This is a genomic window from bacterium SCSIO 12844, assembly GCA_024397935.1.
In the GTDB taxonomy this organism is placed as follows: domain Bacteria; phylum Pseudomonadota; class Gammaproteobacteria; order Francisellales; family Francisellaceae; genus M0027.
In genome coordinates this window covers 2,650,531-2,664,199 of sequence record CP073743.1, presented here as the reverse complement: position 1 = coordinate 2,664,199, position 13,669 = coordinate 2,650,531, and the positions used below count along the sequence as shown (strand labels likewise).

The following is a 13,669-nucleotide window of genomic DNA, read 5'->3' as shown; positions in this document are numbered from 1 at the left end:
GGAAAAATAAAATATTTGAGGGGGGAGTTATGAATAAAAAAGCCGTATTAGATGCAATTGATCTTTATGTTAAAATAGTAGAAAGTAAAAAACGCCATAGAATATCAGTTAATAGCTTTAATGGAGTTGATAGGGCTGATCTGTTAAAATATTATCTTAATCTTGCTAATGATAAGCAAGCAGAAGAATTAGTTACTGCATATTTAAATAAAAATAAACAAGAGATATTGACACAATTATTGCTTATCAATAATAGTACGATGCTTTCAAAAAGTGCAGGAAATATTAATTATCCAGATGTTAAAAAATTTCAAAATGAGCTTCAGAAGCATGCAGCAGATTTGTGTAAGGGAGAGGACAAACAGTCTTCATTGAGGACTATGGTAGCTCATGCAAATAATACTCATAGTAATGTTGCAGATACAACGCCTGTTGCTGAAGTCACTAATCAAGAAGATGTAAAAAACTTTTTACAAGATACTATTAATATTAAATTAATAGATAATAATAAGTTAATCAGAAAAAAAGAAAGCAAAGATGCTGCAAAATCAGCTCATGAGGTACAAGTATGTACACTAGAAGGGCAAGATAATTTATATTTTGTGAAAATGTTTGATAGTAGTAAAGATTTGGATCAACAAGCTAGAGATGCTATTGCTGAAGCAACATATGCTTTACTTTGGATGACACTTGCAAAATTAGCAGGTAATAATGCCATTGTTTCAGAAACAGCTTTAGTTATTGACGATAAAAAAAATATTATTGGAGTAGCTTCAATTGGCTTGAAGGGCTTTGAGTCTTTGTATCGTATGTTAGATAACAATGAGAATTTTGGACGATTAGTTGGCTTACTTACAATACTTCTATTAACACCATTATTAAAAGAGCAGGATTTACATATTCATAATATTGGTAAAAGCTCAATAGAGAATATTGGTATAGTTTCAACAGAGAATATTAAAAATATTTCTAAAATAGATCATGATATGATTATTGCTAATTGGGATAAACTATCCAAAATAGAAGAAACTGCTAATATGAACCATTTAGCAGAAGCATTAGCAACTGGAAGTTTATCTAAATTTATTAATACGCTTGAAACAGTACGTTTTTCACCTGTGACAATAAATAGTCGAATTTTACAGACAGGCCATTATGCAAGATCAAAGTTGACAGATAGAAGTGATACAACGGTTTCTAAGGAAGATCAAGCTAGAGTATTAAGTGAGCTATCTACGATAGGGACTAATGAAGAGTTTCAAATGTTATTTAAAGCTTTTCAAAACTTTGAAATGGTTAGTGAAAATTTATTTGCATTTAAAAAACACATCGATAATGCATTCTCTAATGAAGGTTTTAATGATCAACAATGTAGTAAGGCATATGAAATATTTCATCATATGTTTCTTAGAGTAGTTAATTTTTCTCAGAAGGTTCAGCTATTTAGTCAGGTTTACCAATATGATACTAATGTAGTCTATAACAAGTTTCACCAAAATAAAGATTTAATAGAAGATACATTAAAGCAAAGAAATAAATTAATTACTTCAATTACAAAGCAAATAGGGGAAGATTGTATTTCTAATATGAGTTTGCATCAAAATACGGAATTTCAGAAACTTAAATTGACTCAAACATTATTAGGAGAGCTAATAAAACCTGAAATAACCTTTGCACAGGCACAACAATTAGTTGAAGTAACAAAATTTAGTTGTAGTCAGCTTGAGAGTATAAATTTAAAAGTGGTGGATTACTCACAAGTATCATTATCAAACTCTTCTAGTAGTAACCATGTTTCAACATCGCCAAAGCCTTATTTTCATGAGATTGAACATAATAATGATTCTAATAAAAAAGGAGTGACTAGTGAGGATACAAATAGCTTTAATCAATAGAATAATATTACTTTAATTGATAAGCCTACATTGATTTTATATATTTTTCTTAAGAGAAAAATAAAAAGCATTGCGTTTTAATTGTTTGTCATGTATGATTTCTTGTCTATAAATTAGACAGAAGGGGTCGCATGATGAATAAAAATATAATACTTAATGCAGTTGAATTATTTATAATGAATAATAAAAAACCATTGTTATTAACTGGTCAGCTGAACAAAGTTGAATCCTTGAAAAATTATATTAACTTATCAGAAGAACATCAGTTAAAAACATTGATTTCAGCATATATAGATCAAGATGAAAGTAGTTTAATACATATATTGACAGTTATTAAAATCCATAGTCAAATTTCAGAGCAATTAGATCAAAGTGTGATTAATAAAAAAGTACAAAATATTCAAACTACTACTAATCAAGATGCGAAACAATTAATTGAAGAAAATAGTGGTCTTAGAGAAGCTCTTTTAAAAATTAAAAATGAAATAACGATGAATTTGCCGAGCTCTATAGCAAAGCCTGAAATAAATAGAATTAATTTATCAGAATTAACATTACTTGAAAATGACAATAACATGGCTAAATCAGCTCATGATGTGAAAAAGTATAGATATAATAATACTTTATATTTTGTAAAGCAATTTGGAGTTGTTGAGTTAGAGCAAAAGAGAGAAGATGCAATAGCAGAAATTATCTATTCTCATCTTTGGCGATATTTTATTGGTAAAGCTGCTTCAGAGTCAGTGTTAGTTATAGGTGCCAATAATGACATTATTGGTATTGCATCAAAAGGTTTAAATGGGTTTGAGTCTTATAAGAAAATGTTAAATAAAGAAGAGTTCAATATACCTCAAGGCTTTATTTCAGTACTACTATATGCAGCTTTATTAAAAGAACAGGACCTACATATCGAGAATATTGGTTCATGTGAGATTGACGATCAGAAGTTTTTTGCCAAGATTGATCATGACTTTATAGTAGATAAATGGAGTGAGTTATTAACTAAATCACCTGTTGATTTGGATAATTTAGCTAGGGCCTTGGCTAAAAACGCAATTTTAGATTTCTTTGATGCTATTGATACAATGCGCTTTAGTCCAACGCATAAAGATCCAAAAATTTTGAGAGCTGCACATGGCATTAGAAGTCGTTTTACTGATAGACCAAAAACAACTACATCTGGTAGTGATAAAAATAAAGCATTAAATGAGGCAATAAGTTGTGTGCATCTTAATGAATTTATAGGAATTTCAGATAGATTTAGAACGCGTAGTATATTAGAAAGTTTTGATGATTTTATTGAGGAAGTTGTACATAATTTGAAAGCCTACCCTTCTTATCAAGGAAAAGCATTAGCAATATTAGGTCACATGAATCAACAAGTTCAAGCGCTTACACTAAAAGCTGCATTGTACAGTACTGTTTATAAGGAAAGCTCACAAATTATATCTGCTAATCATGGGCAATCTCAATATTCTGATATTGTAGAACAGTTGGATAACTATAGAGTGATATTGATTAAAAACTTGGAAGAAAAAATATGTAGAGATAATCTTAGTCAAGAGGACCTACTCAATGATTCAGATATGATTCAGCTTAAGAGGGTTTTAGAGGTTTCAGATTTGATATCAAAGTCATCATCATTATTTTCAATAAGTAAGCGTATCAATGACTTAGGATTGTCAGATAATATAAAGCTCAAAAAGCTATCAAAACCGATAGGAGGCGGAGCTTCTCCAGTTCCTGTATTTCATCACACAACTGAAACTTCAGATAATCCTAGAGTAGCATTTTCGATCAAGTCTTAATTCGTCTATAAAATAAATATAATTTAATATCTTTATTCAAACAATTAATAATTCTATCCCTCAAATAGCATTTATTGTGCTATATTTACACATTAGAGAGATAATAATTATTGTGGGCTACAAGGGTATGTTTGCTTTTTTTGACAATAAGCCAATCTTGTTGATTTTAATTATATTTTTTTTACTGTTAGTGATTTTTTATATTTTAGAAGAGCTTTATCATCTTTATACATTAAAAAAAATACCGTATCGAATTCATGTTAATGGTACGCGTGGTAAATCTTCAGTCGCAAGATTAATTGCAGCAGGCCTTCGATCTGGGGGCATTACAACTTGCTGTAAAACAACAGGGACATTGGCACGTTTTATTGATACTAAAGGTAATGAAACACCTGTATTTCGTGTTGGCTTTACCAATATTATTGAGCAGGTTGTAATCATTCGTAAAGCACGTAAACTACAAACACAAGCATTGGTAATTGAATGTATGGCGCTACAGCCATTATTACAGTCATTATGTGAATTGAAAATTGTTCGTTCTACCCATGGTGTTTTAACCAATGCAAGACCAGATCATTTAGATGTAATGGGCCCTGAACCTAAAGATGTTGCATTAGCACTAGCTGCAACGGTACCAGTAAGGGGGAAATTTTTTACGCCTGAAAGTATTCAATTACCAGTGTTTCAAATGGCAACAAAAGATAGAAAAAGTGAATTATTTCATATTTCAGAAAATGATATTCATGCGATAACCGATGAAGATGTTGCAGGGTTTTGCTATGCAGAATTTAAAGAAAATATTGCCTTAGCATTAAAAGTGTGTGCATCTTTAGGTGTTGCAAAAGCTGTTGCTTTAAAAGGGATGTGGGATGCAAAACCCGATCCAGGGGCGATGACAAAGCATGATATAGCTTATGAAGGTAGTGAAATTTTATTTGCCAATGGCTTTGCTGCCAATGACCCTGTTTCAACTGAGATTTTATGGCATAAGCTATTAGATGAGTATCATGATGGTTTTGAAGCAGTTTTAATGCTTAACTGTCGAGAGGATCGTCAAGATAGGACATTGCAATTTGTTGATGTGATACCTAAGTGGCGACAGCCTAAAGCAATTGTGCTAATTGGCACAGGTTGTGATGTTTTTAGTAAGGCTTATAAGCGTAGGGCAAAAACTCAGACAGAGATTATTGATTTGGAAGAAAAAGATGAGCAAGCGATTGTCAGTACAATTGCTGAAAAATTTCAAGCTAAGCGTGTACTGCTTGTAGGAATTGGGAATATTTATGGTGTTGGCTTAGAGTTAATTGATTTTATTCAGTTACATCAAGCTAATGGAATTAAAAAGAATAAAGAAGAGGAAAACTAATGGATATATTAACCTTATCAATCGGCGTTGGTTTGGTTGTTGGTTTAATTTTTGTTTCATTCTTTGGCCTATCAGCTGGTGGTATGGTCGTACCTGGATACATTGCTTTAGAGATGAATCATCCTGGTAATGTGCTTGTTACTTTTATCTCTGCACTATTAATCTATGCAATTGTTAGATTCTTGTCTAATTTTTTAATTATCTATGGTAGAAGGCGTATTGCATTAACGGTATTGTTAGCATTTATACTTGGGGTTATTATTAATGATGCTTTAGCAACAGGAGATATGGTTTCTTACTTTGGTGAAGCTTATACTGTTATTGGTTATATTATTCCTGGGTTAATTGCGCTTTCAATTGATAGGCAAGGGATTATTGAAACGCTAGGTTCATTATTAATTGCATCTGTTTTAGTGCGTTTATTATTAATTATTCTTATGGGCTCAGCGATTTCAGTTGTTTAAGGGACGTTATGATGAAGAAAATGTATTGGCATAGAAAGCTATTTCCAAGCTATATAATTTTATTAATTTGTTTGATTAGTTTATTAGGTTTATATTTGGTGCAAACATTTAAAACGGTTCGTTATGGTGAGTATTTTTATGATAAGTTAGCTGCAGCTAAAACGACTTATACAGCTTATAATGCGATTAAAGGTTTACGTAGTGAAAAAGATATTAAGATTAATACAAAGTTAGATCTATCTAAATCAGGGCTTATTGGTGACAAACAATCACCGATAACAACAGACTATGGTTCAATATATGCAAAGCAAGATAGTGTTAACCCTAATTTTGCTGCGATTTTTGTTCAATGGTTAAAAGGTGATTTAGGTTTAAAAAAAGGTGATACGGTTGCAGTGACTATGACAGGGTCTTATCCTGCTTTAGATATAGCAATGCTTGCAGCGATTAAAGAATTACAGTTAAAGCCATTATTGGTATTTACTGTTGGTGCATCAAATTATGGTGCAAATATTCCGGGACTTACTTGGCTTGATATGTATCAATACTTAGTCAAACAAGGCATTTTTGACTATATACCAGTTGGTGTTTCTATTGGTGGTAGTCGCGATTATGGCTATGGGCTATCAAAAGAAGGTATTAAAATTATTAATGATACGATTAAAGATTCTGGTTATCATTTTATCGATAGTAAAAGTACTATTGATGCAATCAATAAGCGAATGGAGTTATATAAACAACATGAAGGTAAAGATGGTGTTAAAGCTTTTATTAATGTTGGTGGCTCCATGGCTGCAATCGGTTTGAAACAGGTTGGTGATTCAACAGTTAAACCTAAATCGATTAGTATTGGAGTGGTTACAAGCTTACCAGTTGATTTAATCAAGGTAGATGATGTTGCAGTACGCTATTTAAAACAAGGTATTCCAATTGTTAATGTGCGTGATATTGGAAATCTGGTAGAAAAATATCAATTTCCCAAATCACCTAAATATCAACCATTAGTGGGGCAAGGACCTATTTATGTTGCGCTAGAGTATAATAGAATGTATGCCTTATTAGCTTTAGTTGTTAATATTATTGTTTTATTATTAGCAGCTGTATTATCAAGAAAGTATTTGATTACTTATAAAAAGTCATAAATAATTATTGTTCTAATACTCGTTCAGGTGTTTTGTCGACTTGTTTAAGTCCTTCATCTAAAAAGTGAGTAGGACTATTTAAACTACTCGATACCTCAGCTTTTTCTTCCAATTTTGGTTGGCGGAGATGAATTAAGTCATAAGTTGCAAGTGCATCTTGCTCACTGATTGGTTCACCAGCAATTAATTCACATACATTTCTTACAATGCATGTATTTAATGATGCATAAGTATTATAGAGAATACCAGGCTGGTTTGTTTCCCAGTGACCATAAATAAGATCACCTTTTCCTTCATCTTCACGTGTATCTAATGCTTTAAAGGCTTCTCTACCGCTAATTTTTATTACATCATCAACTTTATCAATATGATTATTTAAATTAGCTAGGAGGCTTTCTCCAGCTTGTGTTCTTTTTTTATGATCATTAAACCAAGTAAGTTGGCCAACAGTTTTATCATGTATTCCCCAGCCTTGGAATTCTTTTGATCCTTGTGTCATGGCATTTTTCATAATTAAGTCAAAGTCAGAATCACCAAGTTCATTAATCCTTTGTGCTAACTTTTCAGGTGTCCATTCTATCTTCTCTTCAATCTTTTCTTCTTTTTCTTTAATCTCTGTTTCAACTTGATCTTTAACTACTTCAACCTTGTCCTCAACTGTTATTTCAACTTCAGTTAGCTTTTCTTTAGATTGTGTTAAGTCAACTGAATTTAAAACTTCTTCTTTAACATCACTTTGAGGTGTAGTTATTGGGTCTTGGCTTGTACTTAATTCAATATCTTGCACAATTTTTTGTTTGGTGTGAATAGCTAGATAGTCTTGGTCAATTTGGATATTTAGTTGCTGAAGGTTTCTGTAGACTTTTCCTGGCATAGACTGCTCATTAAATCGTGTAAATTGTGCATCAATCTTACTATTAGCTTTCTGTACATCGCCATCATTTTCAAGTGCTTCAATTTTATTTTCTAGTAATCTTGCAAGATAATTAACCATCTCAATCCATCGAGCTTGATTAGTTGTTAACTCACCATTATTTTTCCTTTTCATTTCTTCAATAAATTGATTTGCTTGATCAATCGTAGTTTGATATTTTTGTGGTAACATAATTGACTCCTTGTCGTTTGGTTTTTAATTCCTTTTAAATCTTGTGTTAAAGATTATAAACACGCTTAATAGCTTAGAATATTTAGCCTTCTTCTACTATATGAAAATGTTTAAAAGTTATTACAAGTTATAACTAAACTTAAGTGAAGTTACTGCTTGAAATATAGCCATAGAAATGAAATAAATTGAACTAATATTGTTACAAAGTAAATAACATGCTTGACTTATGATCAGGTGTTTGATTAATCGTTTAGGTGGGAAAATTTGTTTTTTTATCAAGGGTTTGGTGTTTCATCAAGTTGAGGCTGGCTATTTGATTTAATAATTTCATCACAAAAAATACTTGGAATTGATTGTTCAGTATCAGAACATTGTTTTTCAGCGTCACAAACAAAAGATTTATTTTCTAAGCTCAATGGAACTAAAGTGAAAACTTTATGAGCAATGGCTTTAAAATCAACGTCATCAGTAGCATTCGTTAAAACTTTTAATAATTCACTCATTAAAAGTACATTAAATGAATTATCATCCCAGTTGTCACTGATCATAAATAATATCTCATAGGGGCTAGTGATTATATCTTCCTTTAATTGTTCAAATATTTCTTTAGCTTTTTTAATATTGATATGATATTCAGCATCACAGAAACCAACGGTATAGCCATAAAGGGATGACTCATATCTTAAAAGCGTATTTTCTAATGCTTTGTATAAATAGCCATTAAATTCTTCTTTATCCCTTTTATGAAACGCTAATACAATACTTGCAAGTTCTGAACGTTTTTTATCGGGTTGATAGTCAGCTGACATTAAATAAACATGCTTTAAAGCTGTCTTAATCTCTTCTGGTAATGTTTCAGGTAATTGATCTAGTTTTATTTGTAGTTCTTTATTAAAAAATGCTTTATTCACTTCAATAATGTTTTCTACAAGGGGCGTACCAACAAAAAGGTGATTTTTTAAAAAAACTTCGGGTTGATTATGATCCTGTAATTTATTGGTTAAATTGATAAACAATTTGATAAATGAAGTATGATCATCTTGCTCTCTATCAGCTGTATATGCTTTGATTATTTTTTGGATATAATTAAAATATTCACTATATGGCAAGTCATTATCAGAGGTAGATCGAAGTATAGATTTGTATAGCTCAATGATCTCTTGCTCGTTTATACAATTAGTTCTTTTTGTTTTAAGAGAAACTTTTTCAAAAGAAAAGGGTTCTTCATTTGTAGTTAATCTCTCTGGTGGTATTCTTGATAATTGAGTTAATGATTTATGAAATGTATCTTCATCACTGAGTTGAGAAATTTCAGGTATTAAGCTTTTCAACTCTTGTTGTAGATAATATAAATTTCTTAATCGAGCAATAACTTGATCTTGTTTACTAGGTAAGATGCTATCTTTGATAGGAAGCATATTTGCTTTTTGATTGAGTAAATCTATAAATTTTTTAATTTTTGTTAAGCAGGTTTTATATTGATTAGAAAGTTGTTGTGTATCTCTTAAGTCATAAATACTATCTTCTACGCTAATAGAGGACTCAAGCAATTCAATTGCTTTTATTTTATGTGTAAGTGTTTCAATATGTTCATTTAAAAATTTTTGAATTTTTAGAGACAACATCTAAATCCCTCCTTGGTGTAGATTGTTATGATCATTACCAGCTTAAAAAATAGCCAGTCAATATGCTATTTGAATATTGTTTCTAAAACTTTGCTTGTTTAAAGATGATTTTTTGAGCAGTAAAATGAGAATATTGATAATATTTGTTTCAATAGAAATAAATTAATTGATTGTTGAAAAGGTTTGATAAATGACTTTACTATTTAGATAAGATAGAGAATTTGAATAGATTGAATACTTTTAATCTCACGGGCTATCTTCTTGATCTGTGCTTTTAAAACATCCAAAGAGCCTTGAGAGGATAAGTGTTCAGTATTTAAAATAAGGCTAACATTAGCTTTTGCTTTATTATAATAAAGATCAATTCGCTCAATTGCATTTTCTGGAATTAAGTTTTTCAGTTTTGGCATTAATTCATTGAGAATTTTCTCTCGTGATGGTGGTAACTCAGAAAGTGTCGGGATTCGCTCTGGGTGTTCATCAACATCAATATGAATAGTAACATCTTCAATATGATCAATTTCACAAGCTAATCGTGCACGAATTGTTTCAGCAATATAATGGCCTTCAGATGCTGTGAGTAATGGATCAATTAAAATATGCGCATCTAAAAAAATATGACCAGCCATTAATCGCGTTCTTGTTTGATGGTGGCTTCGAACACCTTCTGTTTTTGCAATAATTGCATCAATCTCAGCAATGGTTTTTGGGTCAACTGCGGTATCTACTAATTCAGATAAGCCACGCCAACCCCATTTAATTCCCATTTTGATAATCATTAATGAAATGATAATTGCAGCGATTGGGTCCATAAAGTGCCAACCTAGTAATGAACCAATTAGACCAATTAGTACAATTACTGATGATAGGCTGTCACTACGACTGTGCCAAGCATTTGCACGTAGTAAGTCAGAGTGAATTTCATCTGCTGCTTTCATGGTATAGCGATATAGCCATTCATTAGCAACAATTGAAATAACAGCAACGATTAAAGTAAAGTAATCAGGACGAAGTGCATCTTCTTTGACAACTTCTAAGATACCATCATAGATAATACCAATACCAATGATAATAAGAAAAATACCTAAACCAACCGTTGCTAAAGTCTCTATGCGTTGATGGCCATATGGGTGGTCATGATCAGCATCTTTTTTAGCAAATTTTGCAGCGATCAAAACTAAAAAATCACCAAAAAGATCTGATAATGAGTGAATACCATCGGCAAATAAAGCACTGGAGTGTCCAAAAAAACCGGCAAGCAATTTAATAATCGCTAAACCAAGATTAATGGCTGAGCCAACTAAGGTAACTCGTTTACTGATGTTATAACGTTCTTCTTTGTCATGCATACTCTGATTTTCCTTTAGAAAATCTAACTATAAATTAATGATAAATAATTACGCTTTTAAGCATATTCATAGGTATAATGCGCATAAAGCTTAAAAACGTATTTCAGTGTAAAAGATTGTATGACTATTTGCAACTTTGCGTTGACTGTACAAGTTCAATTAACTCGGCTAGAATAGCGAAATCATTTTATGTATAAAAGTACATTTATATAGGGAGAGTATCGTGTCTGATATTAAACAAAATACAAAAGCAGCTATCGTATTAGATGATGGCAAAAACATTTCTGCTTATAGCCTTAAAAAGCTAGAGGCAGTTACTGGAAAATCAATTAAACGCCTACCTTATTCAATTCGCGTATTAGTTGAAAATCAATTAAGAAATATTGATAGCTATAAGGTTAAAGAAGCTGATTTAATGAAAGTATTAGAGTGGGATGCTAAAGCATCGTCTCGTCCTGAAATCCCTCATATGCCAGCACGTGTTGTGATGCAAGATTTTACAGGCGTTCCTGCTGTAGTTGATCTAGCTTCGATGCGTAAAGCATTTAAAGATGCCGGTGGTAATCCTGATAAAATTAACCCACTAGTAGATACAGCAATGGTTGTTGATCATTCCGTACAAGTTGATTATTTCGGTAATGATAAGGCGCTAGATTTAAATGTAAAACTTGAATATCAACGCAATAAAGAGCGTTATAGTTTACTTAAATGGGGACAAAAGGCATTTGACGATTTTAAAGTAGTTCCGCCAGGTATGGGTATTATTCACCAAGTGAATTTAGAGTATTTAGCTCAGGTTGTGATGGAAAAAACAGATCATGGTGAAACAATTGCTTATCCTGATACGCTTGTTGGAACTGATTCACATACAACGATGATTAATGGTATTGGAGTAATGGGTTGGGGTGTTGGCGGTATTGAAGCTGAAGCCGTGATGCTTGGACAACCGTATTATATGGTATTACCTGATGTTGTCGGCGTAAGATTAACAGGTAAGCTGCGTGAAGGTGTTACAGCAACAGATATGGTATTAACGATTACTGAATTATTGCGTCAACATGGTGTAGTTGGTAAATTTGTTGAATTTTTTGGTGAAGGCATTAAGCACATGTCACTGCCAGATCGTGCAACGATTGCTAATATGGCACCTGAATATGGTGCGACAATGGGCTTTTTCCCAGTTGATGATGTAACGGTTGGTTATTTAAAACAATCAAATCGTTCGGATGTTGTTGATCGTGTTGAAAAAGTACTACAAGAACAAATGCTTTATCGTCATGACTCAGCTGAAGAACCTGAGTATTCCGCTGTATTATCTTTAGATTTATCAACCGTTGATTCAACCTTAGCAGGTCCTAAACGCCCTCAAGATCGAGTGCCATTACGTCAGCTACAATCAGAGTTTAAAAAAGCACTGACAAATGAATTGGGCTTGCATGGCTTTGGGTTAAAAGAAACAGATGTATCTAAAAAAATTGCAGTTGAAGGTATGGACTGTAATATTGGCCATGGTTCTGTTGCTATAGCAGCAATTACTTCTTGTACCAATACATCAAACCCTTCTGTCCTAATTGGTGCGGGGCTTTTAGCTAAAAATGCAGTAGAAAAAGGTTTAACAGTTAAACCTTATGTTAAAACTTCACTAGCACCTGGGTCACAAGTTGTGACCAATTATCTTGAAAAGTCAGGTTTATTACAATATCTTGAAGATTTAAAATTTAATATTGTCGGTTATGGTTGTACAACTTGTATTGGTAATAGCGGTTCATTACCAGAACCTGTTATTAAGGCTATTGATGAAGGTGATTTAGTAGTTGCATCTGTATCCAGTGGTAATCGTAACTTTGAAGGGCGTATTAACCCTAATGTAAAAGCTAACTATCTAGCATCACCCATTCATGTTGTTGCTTATGCATTAGCAGGGTCAGTTGATTTTAATCCTGAAACTGATGCATTAGGTCAAGATAAGCACGGTAATGATGTTTACTTGAAAGATATTTGGCCAAGTAATCATGATATAGCAGAAATTCAATCACAAGTGATTCATGCTGAAATGTTTAAAGATTGTTATGAAGTGGTCTTTAAAGGTACAGAAGAATGGCAGCGATTAGATGCACCAGAAAGTAAATTATACCAGTGGAGCAATGATTCAACTTATATTCAGTGCCCGCCATTTTTTGAAGGGTTTGCTGATAGTAGTGGCGAGCTAAACGATATTAAAGATGCGCGTACATTGTTAGTACTAGGTGATAGTATTACTACAGATCATATTTCACCAGCAGGCGCGATTCCTGCAGAGTATCCAGCAGGTAAATATTTAATATCACATGGTGTTGAGAAAAAAGACTTTAACTCTTATGGTTCTCGTCGTGGTAATCATGAAGTAATGATGCGTGGTACATTTGCTAATATTCGTATTCGTAATTTATTAACACCAGGTGTTGAAGGTGGGGTTACGAAGTATCATGATACAGGCGAGCAAATGTATGTTTATGATGCAGCAATGAAATATAAAGAAAATAATACACCGTTAATCGTTTTAGCAGGTAAAGAGTATGGAACTGGTTCATCACGTGACTGGGCAGCTAAAGGAACTTATTTATTAGGTATAAAAGCAGTCATTGCAGAGAGCTATGAACGTATTCATAGAAGTAATCTTGTGGGTATGGGTGTTTTACCATTACAGTTTAAAAAAGGTGATAGTGCCAAATCATTGGGCTTAGATGGTAGTGAGTCTTTTAGCATTAAAAACTTAGCATCCGTACAACCTCGTTCAGATGTTGAAGTAGAAGCTAAAAAGGCTGATGGCTCAGTGGTTAAGTTTAATGCGTTGGCACGCTTAGATGCTGATATTGACCTAGATTATTATAAAAATGGTGGTATCTTACAAACCGTACTTAAAAATATGATGTAAT

Annotated in this window: 9 protein-coding genes; 6 read left to right on the top strand and 3 right to left on the bottom strand. The window is 32.4% G+C overall.

Annotated features, from left to right (window positions below; genetic code table 11):
• The first annotated feature begins 29 nt into the window (after window positions 1-29).
• From KFE69_11975 to pgsW, 5 genes are all read left to right on the top strand, one after another.
• The gene (locus KFE69_11975) at window positions 30-1,895 is read left to right on the top strand and encodes a hypothetical protein (protein UTW42193.1); all 1,866 of its coding nucleotides are present in this window, start codon (window positions 30-32) and stop codon (window positions 1,893-1,895) included.
• Between the two features lie 134 nt (window positions 1,896-2,029).
• Window positions 2,030-3,703, top strand: a complete 1,674-nt coding sequence (locus tag KFE69_11970) for a hypothetical protein (protein ID UTW42192.1) — start codon at window positions 2,030-2,032, stop codon at window positions 3,701-3,703.
• Window positions 3,704-3,830: 127 nt separating this feature from the next.
• Window positions 3,831-5,069, top strand: a complete 1,239-nt coding sequence (pgsB, locus tag KFE69_11965; protein UTW42191.1) for a poly-gamma-glutamate synthase PgsB — start codon at window positions 3,831-3,833, stop codon at window positions 5,067-5,069.
• Entirely contained in the window at window positions 5,069-5,533 is a 465-nt protein-coding gene (pgsC, locus tag KFE69_11960; protein UTW42190.1) for a poly-gamma-glutamate biosynthesis protein PgsC, read from the top strand. The genes pgsB and pgsC overlap by 1 nt, the downstream gene beginning before the upstream one ends.
• An 11-nt stretch (window positions 5,534-5,544) precedes the next feature.
• Window positions 5,545-6,675, top strand: a complete 1,131-nt coding sequence (pgsW, locus tag KFE69_11955; GenBank protein UTW42189.1) for a poly-gamma-glutamate system protein — start codon at window positions 5,545-5,547, stop codon at window positions 6,673-6,675.
• Window positions 6,676-6,679: 4 nt separating this feature from the next.
• Here pgsW and KFE69_11950 read toward each other — a convergent pair whose 3' ends face one another.
• From KFE69_11950 to KFE69_11940, 3 genes are all read right to left on the bottom strand, one after another.
• Window positions 6,680-7,780 carry a hypothetical protein gene (locus KFE69_11950; protein ID UTW42188.1) on the bottom strand — a complete coding sequence of 367 codons (1,101 nt, stop codon included), beginning with the start codon at window positions 7,778-7,780 and terminating at the stop codon, window positions 6,680-6,682.
• A 275-nt stretch (window positions 7,781-8,055) separates the two neighbouring features.
• Window positions 8,056-9,405 carry a hypothetical protein gene (locus tag KFE69_11945; GenBank protein UTW42187.1) on the bottom strand — a complete coding sequence of 450 codons (1,350 nt, stop codon included), beginning with the start codon at window positions 9,403-9,405 and terminating at the stop codon, window positions 8,056-8,058.
• A 203-nt stretch (window positions 9,406-9,608) separates the two neighbouring features.
• Entirely contained in the window at window positions 9,609-10,754 is a 1,146-nt protein-coding gene (locus KFE69_11940) for a cation transporter (GenBank protein UTW42186.1), read from the bottom strand.
• A 223-nt stretch (window positions 10,755-10,977) separates the two neighbouring features.
• Here KFE69_11940 and acnA point away from each other — a divergent pair, with 223 nt between their 5' ends.
• Window positions 10,978-13,668, top strand: a complete 2,691-nt coding sequence (gene acnA, locus KFE69_11935) for an aconitate hydratase AcnA (GenBank protein UTW42185.1) — start codon at window positions 10,978-10,980, stop codon at window positions 13,666-13,668.
• The last annotated feature ends 1 nt before the right edge of the window (window position 13,669 follow it).

Coding starts and splice junctions, on each gene's coding strand:
- KFE69_11975 (UTW42193.1), top strand. CDS start 30: ATGAATAAAAAAGCCGTATTAGATGCAATTGATCTTTATGTTAAAATA.
- KFE69_11970 (UTW42192.1), top strand. CDS start 2,030: ATGAATAAAAATATAATACTTAATGCAGTTGAATTATTTATAATGAAT.
- pgsB (UTW42191.1), top strand. CDS start 3,831: ATGTTTGCTTTTTTTGACAATAAGCCAATCTTGTTGATTTTAATTATA.
- pgsC (UTW42190.1), top strand. CDS start 5,069: ATGGATATATTAACCTTATCAATCGGCGTTGGTTTGGTTGTTGGTTTA.
- pgsW (UTW42189.1), top strand. CDS start 5,545: ATGAAGAAAATGTATTGGCATAGAAAGCTATTTCCAAGCTATATAATT.
- KFE69_11950 (UTW42188.1), bottom strand. CDS start 7,780: ATGTTACCACAAAAATATCAAACTACGATTGATCAAGCAAATCAATTT.
- KFE69_11945 (UTW42187.1), bottom strand. CDS start 9,405: ATGTTGTCTCTAAAAATTCAAAAATTTTTAAATGAACATATTGAAACA.
- KFE69_11940 (UTW42186.1), bottom strand. CDS start 10,754: ATGCATGACAAAGAAGAACGTTATAACATCAGTAAACGAGTTACCTTA.